Below are 19760 nucleotides of genomic sequence, written 5' to 3'. Positions count from 1 at the left end.
CTGGACCCAGCTCATGCTTGGAAGCCTTCAATCGAGCAAAGTGGATTCTTAGCACGAAGCGTGTCCTGAACCACTTTCGCTCCATCTCATTATCTTCAAGCCCTATCCGGACGCTGTGTGCCAGCCTGGGACACGGGGTCCGGCGGCCAAAGGTGAATTGTGCCTTGCGGAGGCAGTCATTGCTTGCGCAGCATTGCCCACCTAGAGCACGCTCTACCCGGCGGTATACGCCCCATCAACCACAACTTCGCTGCCGCTCATGTATGAAGACTCGTCCGAGGCAAGGAACAGCACGGCAGAGGCGATCTCGTCAGGTCGAGCCCACCGGCCGAACGGAAAACACTCTGGCGGTAAGGAGGTGCCGGGCTCCGTGCTGTTGAGCAACATGGGTGTCTCAGTTTCTCCGGGACAGATGGCGTTCACTCGAATGCCGTCAGCGGCCAGCTCAAGTGCAGCGGCTTTTGTCATCCCCCTGACCGCCCACTTGGAAGCGACGTAGGCGAAGTTGTCCTCGAAGGCCACCAGGCCGGAGGTGGAACAGATGTTCACGATTGAACCACCTCCGGCGTATCGCATGGCTGAGATAACACTTTGCATCCCCAGGAATGGGCCGACTTGGTTGACATCAATGACTGATCGATATGTTTGCTCCGTGACGCTTTCGACACGTGTCGATCGGAAAATTCCAGCGTTGTTGACCAGGATGGTCGGCGCCCCGAAAGTAGCAAGGCAGTGCCGGACAACCTCCGCCCAATCGGACGCAGAGACAACGCTGCGGTTGGGCAGCAAGTGAAAATTGTCAGAGCCCAGTTCGTCGATGAGGGCAGGTCCGTCCCCCTCAACAAGGTCAAAGCCCACCACCTTCGCTCCCTCTCGTACCAAGGCGCGGACGTGTTCCACGCCCATGCCACTTGCTGCACCGCTGACGATCGCGATCTTGCCTTTGACTCGATCCATGGTCTTCTCTCTTTTGTAGTCCGCTGGTGCTACTGCGCCGTAAAGGCACCGTCGACGACGAGTTCGCTGCCGCTCATGTACGAGGATTCGTCAGAAGCGAGGAATATCACGGCAGCACTGATCTCCTCTGGTTGAGCCCACCTTTTGAACGGCAGGTCATCCGCTGGCGGAAGGGCTCCCGAGGGCGTGTCGGCAATGGCGCGGATCATTGGAGTGTCCGTGTCTCCCGGACAAACAGCGTTAACCCTGACGCCGTCCCGCGCCAGTTCCAGCGCGGCCGCTTTGGTCATACCTCTCACTGCCCACTTCGACGCAACGTAGGGGAACAGATCGGCAAATGCCACGAGTGCCGCGGTGGACGCGATGTTGATGATGGATCCGCCGGCTTCCCGCAACGATGGAATCAAGGCCTGCATTCCCAAAAATGTTCCAACCTGGTTGATATCGATCACACGTCGATAATCTTCCTCTGATACCTTTTCCAGTGATTGCAGTGGAGAGATACCTGCATTGTTGACCAGCACATTCGGAGTGCCAAAATGCTGCCGCCCAGCCGATACCACCCTGGCCCAATCCTCGGCGTTCCTCACGTCTCCTCGGAGGAAGAGCAGATTGTCTTCGCCCAATTCGTCCACGAGTTGGGGCCCGACCCCCTCGTTGAGGTCGAAGGAGACGACCCTCGCCCCCTCCTGAATCATCCCGCGTGTGTGGCTGACGCCCATGCCGCTGGCCCCTCCGCTGATGACAGCGATCTTGCCGGTGAGACGTTGTGTCATGATGATGTCCTTCTTGGTAGTCATGTCAATGAACCGCAACCGCCTACTGGCGGCCGATTTTTTGGTAGATAGCAGGCTTGGCCTTCTTCAACCAGCGGGAGTAGACAATGCCACCCACCCACACAACCGGGATGAAGAGCGTAAAGGCCAGGGAAGCGATGGGTCCCGCCCCAATTAGAGCGTCAACGTTGAGGAAGCTAAGCACCAACACCATCGCGAGGCTGCCCAAGGCCAGGGCTGGCGCAATTGTCGTCTTCCATACCCCGCGACCCGGCACGCTGTGTCGCCGGAAGTAGATAAGTACAGCGATGGAGACCAGGACCAGAAGAGCAACGACGACGATCGCACCAAGGCCGTTCAAGCGGATGTAGACCGTGAACGCGTCCGTGCCCGCAGGGTCGAAGGCAGTGCCTGCGGCGATGGCTAGAATTGCCGCGAGTTCGAGGGCGCTGACAATAAGGGAGGCTACGAAGGGGGAATGATGCCGGGCGTGAGCCACGCCCAGCGTTCGCGGCAGGACGCCGTCTTTCCCAAGCGAGTAGGCGTACCGGGCTACAGCATTGTGCTGGGCAAGGAGACAAGCAAACGTCGAGGAAATCACGAGGACGTTAATGATGCCCGGCACCACACTGCCGATGTAGGAAGCCGCGAGGTCGCCGAACATGGAGGCCACTGCCCCACCGGCCCGGGCATCAGCCACGCCTCCGGGTCCCAGGGCAGCCAGCATTGCCCAGGCCACAACAAGATAGAACACCCCGATCAGGACCACGGCAACATAGGTTGCCCTGGGAATTGTCTTGTTCGGGTCTTTGGCTTCCTCGCGGTAGATCGCCGAGGACTCGAATCCTCCAAAGCAAAGCATCGCGAACAGCAGCACGAGGCCGAAATTGCCAGTGCTGGCACCATCCCAAGTCAGGGCACTCAACGGCGGACCAGCGGGGCCTCCGTCAATAAATACTCTGAGGTTGAATACCAGGACAAGGACGACTTCCAGAATCAGGGCAATGCCAAGTGTCTTGGCAGAGAATTCGATTTTTCGATATGCAGCTACTCCCGCGAGGAGGGCGCCCAGCAGCCCGTAGAGATACCAGGGAAGGTCTGGCCCATGGAATGTATCCACGATGAGTGCCCGTCCATATACCCCGAAGGCGGCCCACGTGGAAAGCAGAAGGATCAAGTAGCCCAACATGGCGAGGAAGGCGCCACCGAGCCCGATCTCTTTGCCCAGGCCCGCAGTGATGTAGGCGTAGAAAGCGCCGGGTCGTTCCACATACCGGGTGATCGCCGTATATCCCACGGAGAATAAGAGCAGGATGACGGTTGCGACAGCGAGTGCAGCGATAATCCCGTTACCGCCGAAGGCAATCATGGAGGGCATCAGTCCCACAACCACAAGCAGCGGCGCGGCCCATGCAACGACGGAGAACAGGATGCTTCCAACGCCGAGCTGGCCGCGGAGTTCGTTTGATTTTTTAGCAATAGTGCGGACGGCCGACTCATCACGTTCGGCACTAGTGGAATGGCTCATTGTGGCTTCCCTTTGTCGAAATACTTCAAGTAATCGGTGAGGTCGAGACTCCTGCAGGTACGTCTTTGGACCCTGCCAAGACACTAGGCTAACGAGCGTTAGTTAGGCAAGCATTTTTCGCAAACTTTTCTTCCCAGTTACCGAGAGACCCGAGAGTTCCGGGCACACAAAAGCAGCGCTCCTGCACAGAGCGCGTTAGGTGGGGCTTCTTGTCAGGCCAGCGTGTGAGTCCCGCTGCCAACTTCCAGAATGGAACGGGTCAGCAACACCGCATGGTCCAGAATGATGTCAAGTTCGGCCGCACTCCCATTCCAGCCAGCCCAGCGCCCGGCACCATCAAGGAGCGTGAAAATGACGTGGACACTCTTCGTGGAGAGCCGGAAGCCCATCTCCTTGGCGGCCGCCACATACATGTCCTCATGCAGCTTTATCCAAAACGCTACTTCCTGGCGCACATCATTGCTGAGAAACCGAGCGACCCGGTCGGTTGCGACCAGCAGGTCCCAGAGATCAGCCTCTGGCCGCTGCAATTGCTGGGCGAGATGGAACCGGACAAGCGCCGCCCAATACTCCTCCGCCGTCGCGGTCGTTTCGGCGGCGGCAAGGAGATCACGGGCGAATCTATGAGTGAACCAACTAAGCGCCTCGGCAACAATCTCTTCTTTGCCGCCGGGAAAGCTCGAATACAGACTGGGCGCCTTCATGTCGAGTTCACGGCCCAAAGTTCTCATCGTCACCGAACTGAAACCCTTTGCAGTAGCCAGGCTGAGGAACGCCACAAGGATGCGCTGCCGGGCCGGTGTCTGCGCGGACCAGTCCCTGCTTGACAGGAAATCTCTGACAGCTGCATTGGCCTGCGCCCGCGGCAATTCGTTCATTTCATCCTCACTGCATTGGTCAGTCACCTCCATGATAACTAACGATCGTTAGCTTTATCGCCACTCTCGCGCCCGTAACCACACCGAGTCCCCCATCCGGATCTCCGGCAGCTTTTCCAAGAACGCTTCACTGACCCGCCCCACAACAAGTTCATTCGTGTAACTGCTGCAGCTGGTGACGGTTACCCCGAGCGGCGAAAGCGTGACGGAACCCCGCGGGGCCGCCTTCGCTGGACTAGCGGCTTGGGCGTTTTGGTGCCAGTCCGCGGACCATGGAACCTCAAACAGGGCGGATGCGCCCGGAGCAGAGAAAGTCCTGACTGTATGTTTCGTCCGGCATGCCCTTCGGATCAGGGTCCGCTCCGGCGTATCCAGCAGCACGCATGCCATGGGGAGATCCGGACCTTGGTCTCCGCCAAAAGTCACAGGCAGAACGTGTGTTGAAGGCGAATAATCCCCGAGCGCGTAACTGACCTTGGAGAAGGCAGCCATCAGTACGGGCTTCAGGTCCTGAAATTCCAGGCACCGGGCGTCGTAGTGCACAATGACGCCGTCTTTCAGTCGCCGGAACCGTGTAATTCCGAGCATCTCAAATGATTGCAGGGCCTCCACAAATGCTGCTGGGCCGTGCCCCCGGAAATCAGGCTGCGGAAATTCCACCAGCAGTTTGCCAGGCTCACTGGCAAGGATGGCGGGTCCGTTACTACGCAACTCTGCCTCCTGCGCTGAGAGGGAAAGCGGGCCGTAGCGCTTGAACACAGTGCCAGGAACAAACGCCAGGGACCGCGGCTTGTGGGAGGTTAGATGCTGCGTGTTGGCCAGGGCCAGGCGTCGCTGAAATCGCGGCCTTCCGCCATGTCCTGGAGGAGACGATGAACGATCCTGCCGGATCGCGTTGGCTGATGGTCTGTGCGCTCACCGGCGTCGGTCTCTGAGCAGTGCACCGAGGATCGAAGCCACTCAACGTGCCGTCCTTGTGCGAGCTTCCTGTTCATCATCGGGATCAACCCTCAAAACTAGTCGTGCTTATTGGTCTCTTCCAGAATCCGCTTCAGGGAACCATGCCGATCGTGTCAGTTTGAGACACGGCCGCTGATGCGCGCGGGCTCAACGCGAGCTGATGCTGGTGGCAAAGATGAAGATCCCCACTGAAGCCACAAGAAGCGCTGCTGCGCCCGGGGGAACACTATGGATACCCCACATGGTTGCCGCGGTTGGCCGCGGCCGGTTCTGCTTGATCAAGTGGTGACCGACCAACCGCAACCCGGCGGCCACCAGAATCAGGAAGATCCCGAAGTACTCCATTCAGTTCACCCAGCGGGAGCTGTATGGATCCATCGCCACAGCCAGGTGCTGGCTCGGACGCTCGGGGTCTATCTGTGAGACCTGCATGGCACAACTGAATCCGTCGGTGAGGACCAGAGCGCTGGCGTCGCCCTTCGCAAGAGCAGGAATGACGGAGTGCTCGGCAACTTTCATGGACATGTCGAAGTGCTCGGCTTCAAAACCGAAGTTGCCGGCTACGCCACAGCATGAGGATGATTCCACGAGGTTCGGAACTCCCCAGGCTTTGAGGACGCGTCTCTGGGCGCCTGAACCGAACACGGCGTGCTCATGGCAGTGGGTTTGCAACACGGCTGTCTCGGGCGGCGGCGCCTTCGGCTTCCAACCACGCTGGATGGCTTCATCTACGGCCACGGAGAACGAGCGCACCCTTGCGGCGACCCTCGCGGCAGCGGCACCGCCTACCAGTTTTGGACCTTCGTCCCGGATGGTCGCTGCGCAACTGGGTTCGAGGACGACGATATCCCGGTCCGTGCCGTCGTCGAGCTTGTTGATCAGTCGGGATAGCCGGCGTCGGGCCCCATCGCGCTGGCCCGTGGAGATCCAGGTCAGGCCGCAGCATGCGTCCGGAGTACATCCCACTGACCTGCCGGAGTCGCGGAGCAGCCTGGCGGCCGCCGGGACAACCTCGGGCCGGAATGCACGCGTAAAGCTGTCGATAAACAAAAGGAGGTCGGCGTTGTCCACGAATCCGGCTTCCCGCACCCGCTTACGGATCCTGCCGTCCGCCGCGAAAGCCGGGAGACGGCGTCGGGCACTGATGCCCAACCACTCTCCCACAAGCCTGAAGGGCTGGAATGCCGCACCCACATTGGCCAGAGGTGCCACGCGCGTCAGCAACGGAAGCCAGCGCGGCAGCCACCCTATGGAGTAATGCGTAAACGGTCGGATCCTCCCGCGGTAATGCTCATCGACCAGTTGCGACTTGGCCTCGGCGATGTCTACACCCGTGGGACAGTCAGTGGAACATGCTTTGCAGGACAGGCATAGGTCCAGTGCTTCCCGGACTTCGGGGCTTGACCAGCCGTCTGTGCTGCTGCCCTTGGTCCGCGTCAGTTCCTGCAATACACGGGCCCGGCCGCGCGTCGAATCTTTTTCATCTTTCGTGGCCCGGTAGCTGGGGCACATGAACCCGCCGGTGGTTGACCTGCATCGGCCTACGCCGATGCAGGCGTGGGTATTCCCGACAAACGGGCTCGCCACCGGGAGTAGCTCACGGTCTTCTGAGGAAGGGACGACGGCGCCACCAGGGTCTGCGGTCAGCTCACCGTGGGTGGGTCCCGGTTTGACGACACCTTCCAAAGCCAGTGAGGCAGAGAAGGGAGCGGGGTGGACGATGATCCCGGGGTTGAGGATTCCTGCCGGATCCCAAAGGTGCTTGAAGGCCCTGAAAATGCCGACCATCTCCCGGGAGTACATCACTTCCAGCAATTCGCTACGCGCACGGCCGTCACCGTGTTCTCCGGACAACGAACCACCGTGCGCCACCACCAACTGGGCCGCTTCACGGGTGAAGTCACTGAATGTCCGGCGTCCGGACTCGCTGCGTAGATCGTAATCCAACCGCATATGGACACACCCCGCACCAAAGTGGCCGTACATCAGGGCCGTGTAGCCATACCGTTTCACCAGTGGGAGCAGGTCGGTCAGGTAATCGGCAAGCCGCTCCGGAGCGACCGCAGAATCTTCCCACCCAGGCCACGTTTGCACTCCATCGATCCGCCGCGACGAAAGCCCGGCTCCGTCTTCGCGCACCCGCCACAGCTTTGCCCGCTCCAAAGGGTCAGTGACGATCCTAAAGTCCACCACACGGCCGTCCGCGCGGAGCTTCTCCACCAGATCCTGACAAGAAGCCGCCGCTTGTTGAAGTGTGTCGTCCGAAAACTCAACCATGAGGAAGGCCTTGCCATCCGGCAATGACTCAACACTGGCCGCTCCCCGCCGGTGCCGCATGATGTCCACGATGGATACGTCCAGGCCTTCGATGGCGCTCGGTTTTGCGGACAAAATGGTCATGACATCCCGGGCGGAATCAATGGTGTCCCGGTAGCCAAGGCACAGCAACGCGGTGGCCCTGGGCTTGTGCACAAGAGCTACCTTGGCCCTCACAACAACAGCGCACGTACCTTCGCTGCCGGCCAGCGCACTAGCCACGTCAAAGCCCTGCTCCGGCAGCAGGTGGCCCAGGTGATACCCGGAGACCTGCCGGGGAATGTTCTGCAGCTCGACACGGAGGCACGCCAGATTTTCCGCAGCCAGCGCCTTCAGGCCCTTCAACAGCTCCTGAGCCCGGGCAACTGACTGAGTATCAGATTCATCGACAGCACACAGGAAATCGCGCCCCGCTCTCAGGTGTGCACCGTCAGCGGTGACCAGCTCCACTTCCTGCACATGATGGGTCATGCGGCCATACGCCACCGAGTGATTCCCGCAAGCGTCATTACCGATGGAACCGCCAATTGTGGCGCGCGTTAGGGACGAAGGGTCCGGGGCAAAGGTCAACGTCCCTCTGGTTTCCTTCTCAACCTGCGCGCGCAGCTCACCAAGGACGACCCCCGCGTCCGCCCATACCGTCCCCTGGTCGGCATCGAGGGTTCCTACCGATTTCATGCGGCGGGAGAGATCGATCACCAAACCATCGCCTATGGCGTTCCCCGCCATCGAAGTGCCCCCACCGCGTGCGGTCGTCGGGACCCCCAAGACCGAACACACACGCAAAACTGTCCGTACCTCGTCGGCGTTCATTGGGAAGGCGACGGCGGCAGGCCGTACCCGGTAGTTCGATGCATCATAGGAGTACTCAGAGCGTCTGCGCGGGGAGTCGTCCACCTCTATCCCGTGATGCTCCAACCTGGCGAGTAACTGCCTCAGAGTCGTGTCGCCGTCATCGCCATGGGGCATGGTCGCATTCTCCGTTCGTAGTGTTCCGCAGGAAGTGTAGGCAGGTGTGGTGGGGCGTGGATTGTGCCAAAACAGAACGGGCACAGCGGATGAATCCGCTGTGCCCGTTTGGTTGATGGAACTGCCTACTTCAAGAACTCAGAAAGATTGTCCTTGGTGATGAGCGTGAACGGCAGCGTGTAGCGGTTCTCCACGTTCCCGCCCTTGAGGAAGTCAGTGACAACCTCAACTGCCTTGACGCCTTGTCCAGCAGAGTCCTGACGGACTGTCGCCGACATCGTCCCCGCCTTGATGTCCTGGAGAGCCGGGTCCGTACCATCGACGCCGACTACGGCCTTGAACTCGGCAGTGCGGCCCGCGTCAGCAATAGCAGAGGCTGCACCAATGGCCATTTCGTCGTTGTTGGCCACCACGGCATCGATCTGGCCGGCGCCAAACCGCTGAAGAGTGTCCTCCATGTTGCGCTTGGCATCGTCACGGCTGCCCTTGGCCTGGAACTCAGCCACGACTTTGAAGTTTTTGTTGATCTTGCTGTCGAAGCCACTCTTTCGGCGATCCGTCCAAGAGGCTCCGTAGATGCCAGCGGCAAAGACGATGTTGCCGCCTTGCGGAAGCGTCTTGTTCAAGTACTCAGCCTGCATTTCGCCGGCCACGGTGTCATCCACGCCGATGTAGCTCTTGTAGCCGACGTCAGCGCCCTCCGCGAACTCCGTGGACAGGATAAATAGCGGAATGTTGGCGGCGATGACCCGTTTTGCCGCGTTCTGGCTGGCATCCCCATCAAGGGGCTGCATGATGATTGCGTCAACCTGGCGCGTAAGCAGGTCCTCAACCTGGTTGAGTTCGCTGCCAACGTCCTTCTTGGAGTCGGTGATGTTGAGCTTGACGCCCTTTTCGTCAGCCGTCTTCTTCATTGCGTCCGTCATGTGGGCCAAGTCCGGGTCCTGGAGGTCAAGGACCACAACGCCAATGTTGTAAGTCTTGCCTGCCGCCTCGGAACTGCCTGCCGTGCTGCTGCCCCCACAGCCGGTGAGGGTGAGAGCCCCCGCGGCCAGCATTGCGGTGGCCACAGCGAGCTTCTTTCGAATTTCCATGGTCGTTCCTTTCAGTGGTTTCTGATTGCTTAAGGAGATTGTTTTCTTTATGGAAAGCAGCCCGTTGACCGGGCTGCTCCGGTGAACGCCGTGGTTAGTCCGACTTCCAGCGGTTCAGTAGCACGGCAAGCACAAGGATGATGCCTTGGACTCCCTGCTGGTAGTAGGACGAAACCCCCATCAGGTTCATGCCATTCATCACGACACCCAACAGGAGGACGCCAATGACCGTTCCGCGAATGGTGCCGACGCCCCCGAAGAGACTTGTGCCTCCAATAACGACGGCGGCAATCACCTGCAGCTCGTAACCGGTGCCAGCCACCGGGGCCGCCCCATCCAGACGTGCCGTCAAGACGAGGCCGCCCAGTGCCGCTGTGACTCCACCGATGAGGTAAACAGTGAAGAGCACCCGACTGGTCGAGATGCCGACTTTCTTTGCGGACTCTTCATTACCTCCCACTGCATAGACATGAGAGCCGAACTTGGTCCTGCTGAGCACAAACTCGCAGAAGATAGCGACGACCAAGAAGATGATGACCGGAACCGGGAAAGGACCAATGAAGCCCGAACCGAGCCATTCTGCCGGGCCACTCAGTCCGGAGACAACCTGTCCATTCGTCATGACCAGCGCTGCAGTGCGGGCTATGGCCATCGTTGCCAATGTGGCCAGGAAGGGAAGGATGGCTCCCCAGACCACCATTGCCGCACTCAGGAAGCCCACCAGCAAACCAACGCCGAGGCCGGCGATGAGAGGCAGCCAGAAAGCGCCTCCACTGGCAGGAGCAAGTATTGCGAAGGTCATCCCGGCAAGACCCACTACGGATCCTACCGAGAGGTCGATGCCGGCGGTGATCATGATGAATGTCATTCCAAGGGCGATCAGTCCGATGATGGACGACTGCCGGACGACGTTCACGATGTTGTTCAATGTCAGGAAGTTTGGTGCTGCGGCCGCCAGGAACGCGAGGATCACGACGAAAAGGATGATGATCCCATAGTCACCGATGAAGCGCTTGACCTTGGTTGCCGTCAGTCCTTCCTTCAGGTCTGCCGGGCCCAGCTTTGTCTTGAGGTTTTCCATTGTGAGGCTCACGAGTCGCTCCCATTCGTAGTGCCGCGAGCAGCCATAGCATCAACGACATCCATCGACGACGTGCTTCCGATTTTGCGGCGGTCTTCGGGGATGCCGGCGCCGTCATCGACGTAGTCGTCCAATGTGCCGTGAGATATAAGGTGTGCAACCTGCGCCTCGGATACTTCGCCTACCCGGAAGCGGCCCACTACCTGCCCTTGGCGCATGACAGCGAAGCGGTCGGCTACCGCGAAAGCTTCATCCAGTCGGTGGGTGATGATAATGACTGCGATACCCAGGTCTTTGAGCCGTTGGGTTACTTCGATGAGCTTGTCCACCTTGGCTACCGATAGGTTAGCCGTGGGCTCATCCATGATGATGAGACGTGCATCAAAAGCAAGCGCTCTGCCAATGGCGACCGCTTGGCGCTGGCCGCCGGACAGCCGCTTCACCTTGAGCCTCGGGTTGATCGGGATGTCCAAACGTTCAAGCACCCGCTTGGTCTCGATCTCCATTTTCTTGCGGTCGATGATCCGCAGGAACGGGCCGAGGATGTTCTTTTGCGGTTCCCGTCCCAAGAAAATGTTGGTACGAACATCCAAGTTGTCGGCCAGGGCAAAGTCTTGGTAGACCATCTCCACCCCTTGGTCGCGGGATGCTGACGGTGTGGGGAACTCAGTCGTTTTTCCGTCCAGCTCGATGGAACCCCGATCGGGTTGGTAAACCCCAGTAAGTACCTTCATGAGCGTAGATTTGCCGGCGGCGTTGTCGCCAAGCAGTGCAAAAGTTTCGCCGGGCTGGACATCAATGCTGACGCCGCGCAATGCGGACACCGCCCCGAATGTCTTGTGTATGTCTTTGAGGGCGACCAGTGGAGGGGTCGCCGGTGGTGCGTCGGTCATCTCATCCTCGTTCGATAGGGCCATGTGAATGATCCGGTGAAACACCTGAGCGCTGGCCAAGCAAACTGCGTTGTTAGACCTGCTGATTCAGGGGCGATTCCAGAGAAGGCCCCAAACCTCGTGACCTTCGCCACACTGTTTCACTTACTTGAACTTTGACGGATTCGGGTTCGGGGTGTGTGTGCCACTTTGGAACACGATTATGAATCGTTTCAATTGAACTCAAATAAATAAGCAGAGTGAAATGACAGCGCAAAACTTGAAGTTATCGCCATACAACGAGGCTGTATCCGTCAGACCTGTGAAAGAGTCGACGCTCACCCACGGAGACAATCCAGACGATGTCGCCGTCTGCAGTTTTATCCTCCACGAATCCGTAATATGGGGGCCAACCCGGCCTCTGTAGGCGGACTGCGTCCCCTTTTTCCGTTTGCTGCCAGAAGGCAGCCGCGGGCGTCCAATCAGTCTTCATATCTTCCTCTGCCTCATGAGCTGCGCTCCCAGCTGCCCATCTATGTCTCTCGTTTTGGTTGCTTCGTCGCGATGTTAAGGGAAAGGCCTGCTCTGGGCCGCAGATGTCGTTGCGAAACATCCGCGGCCCAGGCAGGCGGCATGACCTCGGGGCTAGCTCAAGTCCACTGCGATCGCAGCGCCGCTCCGGGCAGATTCCTCAGCGGCGTCCGCCAGGATCAGGGCGGCACGGCCATCCTCGAATCCTGGACTCCTCGAAGGCAGGCCCCTGACTGCGCGGAGGAACTCAGCTACTTCCAGACGGTAAGCCTCGGCATATCGTTCGAGGAAGAAGTTCTGGTAGGGTCCGACCGATTCGACGGACCTGGCCCCCCAGTGCCTGACCAGATTGTCGTTCTTGTTGCCTACCTGGAGCAATCCGGTTGAACCGAACGCCTCAATGCGCTGGTCGTAGCCAAACGGCGAGTGACGCGAATTCAAGATTGTCACGAGTTCATCTTTGGAGCCCCGCAGTGTGACCACAGTTGAATCGAAGTCATCAGCGTGACGAATGCTATCGCTGAACACGTTTGCACCGTTGGCCGAAACCTCGACAATTTCCGGGATAAAGTACCTCGCCATATCAAGGTCGTGGATGGTCATGTCCCGGAAAATTCCGCCGGATTGAGGGAGGTAGGCTGCCGGCGGCTCCCCCGGGTCCCGGCTGGTGATCACCAGTTGCTCCAACCCTCCGATTTCGCCGGCAGCCACACGTCGTTTCAGCTCCACGAAGTGCCTGTCAAAGCGTTTGTTGAAACCCAAGGCTACCGGCACTCCTGAAGCCGCGACCTTGCCGCGAAGGGCATCCACGCGAGCTATGTCCAGATCGATCGGTTTCTCGCAAAGCACTGGCACGTTCGCGTCAATGGCCTTTTCCACGAGGTCCAGGTGAGTTGCCGTAGGCGAAGCCACGATGACGGCGTCGATTTCCCCCGAGGCGAAAACTTCGTCGGGATCCTCGCTCACACGGCCGCCGAATTCGGCGGCGGTTTGTTTTGCACCTTCTATAAAGGGATCACATACCCAGGACAGTGTTGCCTCGTCCAAAGTAGCCAAACTCATGGCATGTACCTGGCCTATTCTCCCGGTTCCGAACAGGCCAACTCGGATCTGTTGCGTCATTGCAGATCTCCAAACGGTTGAAGTTGAGTGAGGTCGAATTTCTAGTCGATCTTTTGCCGACCCAGGCGTGCATAGACATGCGGACGCTTGGAACGCAGGAGATATGCGTAAACAATCCCGCCGAAAAACAAGGCAAAAGTGAAAGTCATGAAGATGGCAGTCATGACTGCCGAACCACCGATGAGTTCCGGGTAATTGGTAATTGCCAGATAGGTGATCAGGCCAAGGAAGATGACGCTTACAATCGGCGCAACGATGGTCTTCCACACAGATTCCGGGGCAAAGCTGCGGCGCCGGACAAAATACACCAACACAGCGAAGCTGGTGATGAACATCAGGAGCAGGACCGCAAAGGTGCCGCTTCCGCTGGCGATCGGGTACAGGGCCTCAGGCGCAACTCCAATAACAGTGAACACCACCGTAGCCACCGCCCACAGGAGGCCAACTGCCAGGGCGGAAACGTAGGGCGACTTGTGGCGGGGGTGGACACGTCCGAGCACTGAGGGCAACGCCCCGTCGGCGGCCAGCGAAAAGCTGTATCTGGCGGCGATGTTCTGGATCGAGAGCATTGAAGCCAAGATCGACGTGATGAGGAGGACAACCGCGATATCCGCAAAGATCTTGCCGACCAGTACCGTGGCGCCGTCATTGAAGAGGTTCACCGTGTTTGCTGCAGCTTCACCTTGGACTTTGTCTGGACCGATGAAGGCCGTGTAGGCCCAGGCCGCCACGGCGTAGAAGAGCCCGATTCCAACTACCGCAATGTAGGTGGCCCGCGGAATGGTGCGGTCCGGATTCTTGACCTCGTCCCGGTAGATGACCGTAGCTTCGAACCCGAAGAAGTTTCCGACGGCGAACAGCAGTGCCAACCCCAGCCCGGCGTCCGTGATCCATGGCATGGAGAAGCCTATGCCCTGAACAACCTCCCCGGATCCTGTAGCGAATGCGGCGATGTCGAAGACGACTACTACGGTTGACTCCAGCAGCATCACTAGCGTGAGCACTTTTGCAGAGAGATCAATGCGGTTATAGGCAAGGAGCGTGGTGACCGCGATGATCCCTAACCCATACCAATACCAAGGGATGTCGGGACCATTCAGCGTGTTCACAACGAAACTTTGGAGCGTCAGCGCGAAAAGGGACGGTGCAAAGAACCCAATAAAGACATAGCCGAACAGGGCCAACAGCGCGCCTCCGAGGCCTGCAGGCTTACCCAGGCCCGCTGTGACAAATGAGTAGAATCCACCGGGCGCTTCAACGCTGCGGCTCATTTTCACGAAGCCAACAGAGAAAATCAGCAGCATGAGAGTCACCAGGAGGTAGATTCCCGGTGCCGTCTGGCCGCTGAAAAGAAGCATCACGGGCAAGGTGCCTGCAACGGTGGTCAGCGGGGAGGAGAAGGCGAGAACGTTCATCACGAGCTCACCCACGCCCATATTGCCGCTGAGCTTATGTTCCTGGGTTTGGGTCGGCGTTTTCGTCGTACCTTTTGTTGTGCTTGACATGTAATCCTCGTCACGAAATTTTGAGTGCTGAATCACACTATCGACGGGGATCGTGCAAGCACTGTACCAGCTTGGGACACGGGATCCCATGGGGTATTACGGCCCTGTTCCCACTGACCGGAATACCCCATGGAGTGCCTTGATCAGGTCGTTTCAGCCGCCAGCGCGGGAGTAGCAGGACCAAGCTTCTTCAGGTCCACCACGTCCTTCAGGGGCTCGTGCGCCTTCCACAGCCTGAGGTTTCGGGCGAAGCAATCCACTACTCGTCCCCGCCAGCCGACCAAATCGCCGGAGGCATGCGGTGAGACCAGAATGTTCTGACGGCTCCAGAGCGGATTACCCGCGTCCAATGGCTCATGTTCGAAAACATCCAAGGCCGCACCGCCAATGTGTCCGGCGTCAAGGGAGTCGAGGAGGTCCTGCTCCACCACTACGGCCCCGCGGCCTACGTTGACCAAGCGAGCCCCAGGCCGCATTTTCCTGAAACGCGAGGAGTTGAACAGCCCACGTGTCTCTTCGGTGAGCGGCAATGTCAGCACCACATCATCGGATTCGCCGAGGAGCCCGTCAAGCTCATCAAAGCCCGAAATGAAACCCAGTTGCGCATCACTCCTGGCTGACCTGCCCACGATGTTAACGTCCATTCCCGCAGCGCGCAGGAGAAGGACGGTTTCGCGGCCAACTGGCCCGGGCCCCACAACCAGGACTTTCCGACCCAGCAGTGGCTCGGTTTCGCGATGCTGCCAGGTACGCGCCTGCTGCAGCTCTATGGTGCGGCGCAGGTCCTTGGTAAACATCAGCAGGACACCCAGGACCCACTCCGCTATGGGTCGCTCACACACACCGCGCGAGTTGCTCACAACGATGTCGCTGTTGATAATCTCGCCGGTCATCAGGCTGTCAACGCCAATGCTGGACGTATGTATCCATCGCAACTCCCCCGGACCCACCTCCCGCAGGAGCTTGGTTCTAAAGTCGTTCAGGAACAGGATTTCCGCTCCAGTCTGCGCGGCCCGGAATTCGTCTGCGGTACGCACGACGACGACATTCGCCTCGGCTTCCAAGCGTTCAACAGGAGGGAGCGGGCGACCCTCCTGGACGATTACTATGACTTTTGGTAGCGACATATCTTCGCCTTCCCGGGTTGCACCTAAGGTGCAGCCCCCGTATATTTTCGTGATTAGAGTTTGCTGCCGCTTACCAACCGCCCTGCCAACCGCTCATCAGGCCGTACGGCAAGCGCTGTGGTTCCTCGTCCGGCAAGCCCTTCAAGAAATCGAAGTCGCAGCCCTCATCGGCTTGGTTGACGTGGTCGATGAAGAGCCGCCCATAGCCGCGCCGGTATTTCGGTTCCGGAAGCTTGAGATCCGCAAGTCGGCTCTCGATCTCCTCGGCAGGGATATCCAAATCCAGACGCTGGTTCTCGACATCCAGCACGATGGGATCGCCGTCACGAACGATCGCCAGCGGTCCACCTACGGCGGCCTCAGGCGACACGTGCAACACGGTGGTCCCGAATGCGGTGCCGCTCATTCGAGCGTCCGAAATGCGGACGATGTCGCGGATCCCACGCCGCAGGAGCCTCTCCGGAATGGGAAGCATGCCCCATTCGGGCATTCCAGGAGCTCCTACAGGCCCGCTGTTGCGCAAGACCAAAACGGAGTCTTCGGTAATGTCCAAGTCGGGATCGTCAATCCTGCGTCCCAGATCGTAGATGTCCTCGAAAACCACGGCCGAGCCCTTGTGCTGCAGCAGATCCTTGGATGCCGCACTTCGCTTGATGACCGCACCGTTGGGAGCCAGGGAACCGCGGACGACGGCGATGCCTCCGGAGGCATCAAAGGGGGCTTCGAGAGTGCTGACCACGACGCCATCAGGTTCGGGGGCCGAACTGTAGCCATTCTCAAGGGACTCCCCCGTGACTGTAATGGAGTCCTTATTCAGCAGTGGTGCCAGTTCCTTGAGCACGGTGGAGATGCCGCCGACCTGGAACAGCTGCTGCACCAAGTACTCGCCCGACGGCCGGACGTTGACAATGCGAGGGGTACGTTGCGAGATCTCGTGGAAGCGATCCAAAGGCAGCTCGTAGCCAACTCGCCTTGCCAGTGCCAGAAGGTGCACCACTGCATTAGTGGAACCACCCACAGCCATAAGGAGGGTAATGGCGTTATCGAACGCCTCTTTCGTCAAAATTTCGCTGGGCTTTGGCCCCTGTGACATGGCCATTTCTACCGCCCGGCGGCCGGTTGCCTCGGCCGCTTGGGCGCGACGCGCATCCACAGCAGGGATTGAGGCAGTACCCGGCAGGCACATACCAAGCGCTTCAACGAGGGACGTCATGGTAGAGGCCGTACCCATCTCGCTGCAGTGTCCGGCAGAAGGCTTCGCGGCTGACTCAAGCTCGTCGAAGTCCGCCTCCGTGATCTTCCCTGCACGCAGCTCATCTGCATACTTCCACGTGTCCGTGCCCACACCGAGCTGCTTACCCCGGAAGTGCGCAGGCTCCTGAGGCCCACCGGTGAGCATGATGGTTGGAACATCCGCACTGGCAGCACCCATGAGCTGGGCCGGAACGGTCTTGTCGCAGCCACCCAGGAGCACAATTGCGTCCAACGGGTAGGCGCGGATGGACTCCTCGACGTCCATGGCCATCAGGTTGCGGAACTGCATGGCCGATGGCTTCATGAGGCTCTCACCCAAGGAAATGGTGGGGAACTCCAGCGGTAGACCGCCGGCCATCAGAACACCGCGCTTAACGGCATCTGCCAGCAGCTTGAAGTGGATATTGCAGTTGACCAGCTCCGACCACGAGTTAGCGATGCCGATGACCGGCTTGTCCTTGAGGGCGAAGCGCGAGAAGCCCTCAGCCTGAATCGCTGTCCGGTGAACGAATCCCGTGAGGTCGTGAGGTGCAAACCAGCGCGCACTGCGGAGGTCCTTATAGTTCGACTCTTCCATGTCTTTTAACTCCTTGGGCTTGATCGGTCTTGACAGGTAATTGGTGACTCCTACGCGGCCGATGTGCCGCCGTCGAACGCCATGCTGGTTCCCGTAGCAAAAGTGCCGTCGACCGCCAGGAAATAGATAGCTGCTGCCACCTCGTCCGGATCCGCGAGCCGGTTAAGCGGCACTGTGCTCTCTTTCAATCGCCGGGCTTCAATTGGATTCGGCGCCGCAGCCAGGCCCTCACGCATCATGGGCGTGTCAATCGGCCCTGGGCAAACGGCGTTCACGCGTACCAGGGGAGCAAGTTCCAGCGCCATGGCGCGGGTGAGTCCCACGACGCCTGCTTTCGCCGCACAGTAGTGGACAAGCCCCGGCACGCCCATGGCGGCGAGATCGGATGCCACGTTGACGATGGCCCCTCCTCCGGACCGCCGCATATGGAGCGCAGCCTCCCGCGACACGTAAAAAGTTCCTGACAGGTTCGTATCCAGCACCTCGCGCCAGAGGTCCTCGGTCAGGTCCTCCAAAGCCACGTGGCCGGCTACACCAGCAGCGTTGACCGCTATGTCCAAGCCACCTAGTGCGTGGACCGCTCCCCGTACGGCATTCTTAACCGCGTCGGAATGGGCGACGTCGGCAACAACCGTGTGCGCCCCATCGCCGATCTCCTGTGCCACCCGCTGAAGTTCCGCAGAGCGTCGACCCAGCAGTGCCACCCGAGCGCCTCGGTTGGCGAAAAGCCTTGCGGTCGCCTCCCCGACGCCCGATGTGGCACCAGTGATAAGTACTCGAAGTGGTTCCGTCCGGAGGGGTTGGTTGCGGTCCATCATCGTCGACGGGCTCCTCTTGCTCGGCAGTTGCGGACTAGTACGTTCCACTAAAACAGCGGTACCCCGCCGCTGGCTGTCTCACATTGAGACACAGCGCACACGCCATGGGTTCCTAGGCTGATCAGCAGATGCCGTGGTCAGTCTGCGGCACAGCACCGCCCGAGCGCGGCAAAGACCAAAGGAGTGATCGTGGAACAGCAGAACCGTATTGGGGTTGGCTTGATTTCGGTTGGTTGGATGGGCAGGTTGCATTCACGTGCGTACCTGGCCACCAAACAGTTCTTCCCCGAACTGCCCCGGCATCCCGAATTGGTGATCGCCGCGGACCCGGACGACGCTGGCCGCCACCACGCCGAGGACGCACTTGGTTATAAGGAAACGGCCACGGATTACCGCAAGGTGCTGGAGAACCCGGACGTGGATGTTGTATCCATCTGCTCCCCCAACTTCCTCCACCACGAAATAGCACTTGCCACGATCGAGGCCGGCAAGCACTTCTGGATAGAGAAGCCCATGGGTCGCAGCGCACGGGAGTCCCGTGAGATTGCCCAAGGAGCCGAAGCTGCAGGGCTTATCACTTCGGTCGGGTTTAATTACCGCCATGCCCCGGCTGTGGCGGAAGCCCGCAGGCTTATCCGTTCCGGCGCCATAGGCCGCATCACTAACGTGCAGATCCGCCTCCTGACCGGATATGCCTCAGATCCAAGCCAGGTGTTTACATGGCGTTACGAGCAGGCCCGTGCCGGGTCCGGCGTCTTGGGCGACGTCCTCAGCCACGGCTTTGACCTCGCTCAGTTCCTTGTGGGTCGCATCACGTCGCTGAACGCTGTCACGGAAACGTTTATCAAGGACCGGCCCCTGCCGGCAGGAAACTCCTCGAACTCCTTCGATATGGGCAAGGCCTCGAACGTCACCCGCGAAGTGGAAAACGAGGACTACACCGCCATGCTCGCCCGATTCGAAGGTGGAGCGATCGGCATGTTCGAGTCCACACGCGTAGCCATCGGCCCTCACGCCGAATACATCATCGAGGTGTACGGCACCGAGGGATCCCTGCGCTGGAACTTCGAGCGCATGAACCAACTTGAGCTCGCTACAGACCGTAGCGGCTACCGAACCATCATGACGCCGCCATCCTTCGGCGAGTTCGGACGCTTCCAACCCGGACCCGGCCCGGGCATCGGGTTCAATGACCTCAAGACCATCGAAGCCGCGCTGTTCCTCCGTTCAGTTGCGGAAGGCAAGCAGCTTGGTCCGTCCGCCGCCGACGGATGGTCAGCCTCCGAACTTGTAGATGCTTCGTTGCGCAGCGCGGGTTCCGGTGACTGGGTTGAGGTCCCGGAAGTCTCGGGGCAGACGACCTACCAGGCCTAGGCACCACCACGCTCCACCCAC

The 19760-nt window shown here is 59.6% G+C and carries 17 protein-coding genes; 1 reads left to right on the top strand and 16 read right to left on the bottom strand.

The genetic code is table 11. From position 1 onward, the window contains the following. Nucleotides 1-213: 213 nt before the first annotated feature. The 16 genes from AB4Y87_RS03455 to AB4Y87_RS03380 all read right to left on the bottom strand — a co-directional run bounded on the left by AB4Y87_RS03455 (nt 214) and on the right by AB4Y87_RS03380 (nt 18365). Nucleotides 214-957, bottom strand: a complete 744-nt coding sequence (locus AB4Y87_RS03455; RefSeq protein ID WP_442003084.1) for an SDR family oxidoreductase — start codon at nt 955-957, stop codon at nt 214-216. Nucleotides 958-986: 29 nt separating this feature from the next. Further along, complete coding sequence (locus AB4Y87_RS03450; protein WP_442003083.1) at nt 987-1757, bottom strand: SDR family NAD(P)-dependent oxidoreductase; 771 nt, start codon at nt 1755-1757, stop codon at nt 987-989. A gap of 19 nt (nt 1758-1776) precedes the next feature. Beyond that, nucleotides 1777-3261 carry an APC family permease gene (locus tag AB4Y87_RS03445; protein ID WP_442003082.1) on the bottom strand — a complete coding sequence of 495 codons (1485 nt, stop codon included), beginning with the start codon at nt 3259-3261 and terminating at the stop codon, nt 1777-1779. Between the two features lie 212 nt (nt 3262-3473). Continuing rightward, complete coding sequence (locus AB4Y87_RS03440; RefSeq protein ID WP_442003081.1) at nt 3474-4139, bottom strand: TetR/AcrR family transcriptional regulator; 666 nt, start codon at nt 4137-4139, stop codon at nt 3474-3476. 54 nt (nt 4140-4193) lie between these two features. After that, nucleotides 4194-4850 (bottom strand): carboxyltransferase domain-containing protein, encoded by a 657-nt coding sequence (locus AB4Y87_RS03435; RefSeq protein WP_442003080.1) that lies wholly within the window; start codon nt 4848-4850, stop codon nt 4194-4196. A gap of 89 nt (nt 4851-4939) precedes the next feature. After that, nucleotides 4940-5137 (bottom strand): hypothetical protein, encoded by a 198-nt coding sequence (locus AB4Y87_RS03430; protein WP_442003079.1) that lies wholly within the window; start codon nt 5135-5137, stop codon nt 4940-4942. A gap of 109 nt (nt 5138-5246) precedes the next feature. Further along, nucleotides 5247-5444 carry a hypothetical protein gene (locus AB4Y87_RS03425; protein ID WP_442003078.1) on the bottom strand — a complete coding sequence of 66 codons (198 nt, stop codon included), beginning with the start codon at nt 5442-5444 and terminating at the stop codon, nt 5247-5249. Beyond that, nucleotides 5445-8384 (bottom strand): FAD-binding and (Fe-S)-binding domain-containing protein, encoded by a 2940-nt coding sequence (locus tag AB4Y87_RS03420; RefSeq protein ID WP_442003077.1) that lies wholly within the window; start codon nt 8382-8384, stop codon nt 5445-5447. A 125-nt stretch (nt 8385-8509) separates the two neighbouring features. Next, entirely contained in the window at nt 8510-9478 is a 969-nt protein-coding gene (locus tag AB4Y87_RS03415) for a sugar ABC transporter substrate-binding protein (protein WP_431114687.1), read from the bottom strand. Nucleotides 9479-9572: 94 nt separating this feature from the next. Further along, nucleotides 9573-10571, bottom strand: coding sequence for an ABC transporter permease (locus AB4Y87_RS03410; RefSeq protein WP_431114686.1), 999 nt, complete (start codon nt 10569-10571; stop codon nt 9573-9575). Further along, on the bottom strand, nt 10568-11452 hold the full coding sequence (locus AB4Y87_RS03405; RefSeq protein ID WP_431114685.1) for an ATP-binding cassette domain-containing protein: 885 nt from the start codon (nt 11450-11452) through the stop codon (nt 10568-10570). The genes AB4Y87_RS03410 and AB4Y87_RS03405 overlap by 4 nt, the downstream gene beginning before the upstream one ends. A gap of 624 nt (nt 11453-12076) precedes the next feature. Continuing rightward, nucleotides 12077-13084 carry an inositol 2-dehydrogenase gene (gene iolG, locus AB4Y87_RS03400; RefSeq protein ID WP_431114684.1) on the bottom strand — a complete coding sequence of 336 codons (1008 nt, stop codon included), beginning with the start codon at nt 13082-13084 and terminating at the stop codon, nt 12077-12079. Between the two features lie 41 nt (nt 13085-13125). Further along, complete coding sequence (locus AB4Y87_RS03395; RefSeq protein WP_442003076.1) at nt 13126-14589, bottom strand: APC family permease; 1464 nt, start codon at nt 14587-14589, stop codon at nt 13126-13128. Between the two features lie 143 nt (nt 14590-14732). Continuing rightward, a complete protein-coding gene (locus AB4Y87_RS03390) occupies nt 14733-15716 on the bottom strand; it encodes a D-2-hydroxyacid dehydrogenase (protein WP_442003075.1) in 984 nt (327 codons plus the stop codon). Between the two features lie 70 nt (nt 15717-15786). Then, nucleotides 15787-17547 (bottom strand): IlvD/Edd family dehydratase, encoded by a 1761-nt coding sequence (locus tag AB4Y87_RS03385; protein WP_442003074.1) that lies wholly within the window; start codon nt 17545-17547, stop codon nt 15787-15789. A gap of 50 nt (nt 17548-17597) precedes the next feature. Beyond that, complete coding sequence (locus AB4Y87_RS03380) at nt 17598-18365, bottom strand: SDR family NAD(P)-dependent oxidoreductase (RefSeq protein ID WP_442003073.1); 768 nt, start codon at nt 18363-18365, stop codon at nt 17598-17600. Between the two features lie 189 nt (nt 18366-18554). Between AB4Y87_RS03380 and AB4Y87_RS03375 the strand changes: the two genes are divergently transcribed. Then, on the top strand, nt 18555-19739 hold the full coding sequence (locus tag AB4Y87_RS03375; RefSeq protein ID WP_442003072.1) for a Gfo/Idh/MocA family protein: 1185 nt from the start codon (nt 18555-18557) through the stop codon (nt 19737-19739). Nucleotides 19740-19760 lie beyond the last annotated feature (21 nt).

Origin of the sequence: Paenarthrobacter sp. RAF54_2 (assembly GCF_052113945.1) — a bacterium.
Lineage (GTDB): Bacteria > Actinomycetota > Actinomycetes > Actinomycetales > Micrococcaceae > Arthrobacter.
Note: the sequence above shows the minus strand (reverse complement) of the source record. Positions and strands in the feature narration are given on the sequence as shown.

Bases quoted from the DNA above. Each gene is read 5' to 3' on its own strand.
- AB4Y87_RS03385 (WP_442003074.1), bottom strand. From the start codon at position 17,547: ATGGAAGAGTCGAACTATAAGGACCTCCGCAGTGCGCGCTGGTTTGCA.
- AB4Y87_RS03425 (WP_442003078.1), bottom strand. From the start codon at position 5,444: ATGGAGTACTTCGGGATCTTCCTGATTCTGGTGGCCGCCGGGTTGCGG.
- AB4Y87_RS03415 (WP_431114687.1), bottom strand. From the start codon at position 9,478: ATGGAAATTCGAAAGAAGCTCGCTGTGGCCACCGCAATGCTGGCCGCG.
- AB4Y87_RS03395 (WP_442003076.1), bottom strand. From the start codon at position 14,589: ATGTCAAGCACAACAAAAGGTACGACGAAAACGCCGACCCAAACCCAG.
- AB4Y87_RS03390 (WP_442003075.1), bottom strand. From the start codon at position 15,716: ATGTCGCTACCAAAAGTCATAGTAATCGTCCAGGAGGGTCGCCCGCTC.
- AB4Y87_RS03430 (WP_442003079.1), bottom strand. From the start codon at position 5,137: ATGATGAACAGGAAGCTCGCACAAGGACGGCACGTTGAGTGGCTTCGA.
- iolG (WP_431114684.1), bottom strand. From the start codon at position 13,084: ATGACGCAACAGATCCGAGTTGGCCTGTTCGGAACCGGGAGAATAGGC.
- AB4Y87_RS03455 (WP_442003084.1), bottom strand. From the start codon at position 957: ATGGATCGAGTCAAAGGCAAGATCGCGATCGTCAGCGGTGCAGCAAGT.
- AB4Y87_RS03450 (WP_442003083.1), bottom strand. From the start codon at position 1,757: ATGACTACCAAGAAGGACATCATCATGACACAACGTCTCACCGGCAAG.
- AB4Y87_RS03380 (WP_442003073.1), bottom strand. From the start codon at position 18,365: ATGATGGACCGCAACCAACCCCTCCGGACGGAACCACTTCGAGTACTT.
- AB4Y87_RS03405 (WP_431114685.1), bottom strand. From the start codon at position 11,452: ATGACCGACGCACCACCGGCGACCCCTCCACTGGTCGCCCTCAAAGAC.
- AB4Y87_RS03420 (WP_442003077.1), bottom strand. From the start codon at position 8,384: ATGCCCCATGGCGATGACGGCGACACGACTCTGAGGCAGTTACTCGCC.
- AB4Y87_RS03440 (WP_442003081.1), bottom strand. From the start codon at position 4,139: ATGAACGAATTGCCGCGGGCGCAGGCCAATGCAGCTGTCAGAGATTTC.
- AB4Y87_RS03445 (WP_442003082.1), bottom strand. From the start codon at position 3,261: ATGAGCCATTCCACTAGTGCCGAACGTGATGAGTCGGCCGTCCGCACT.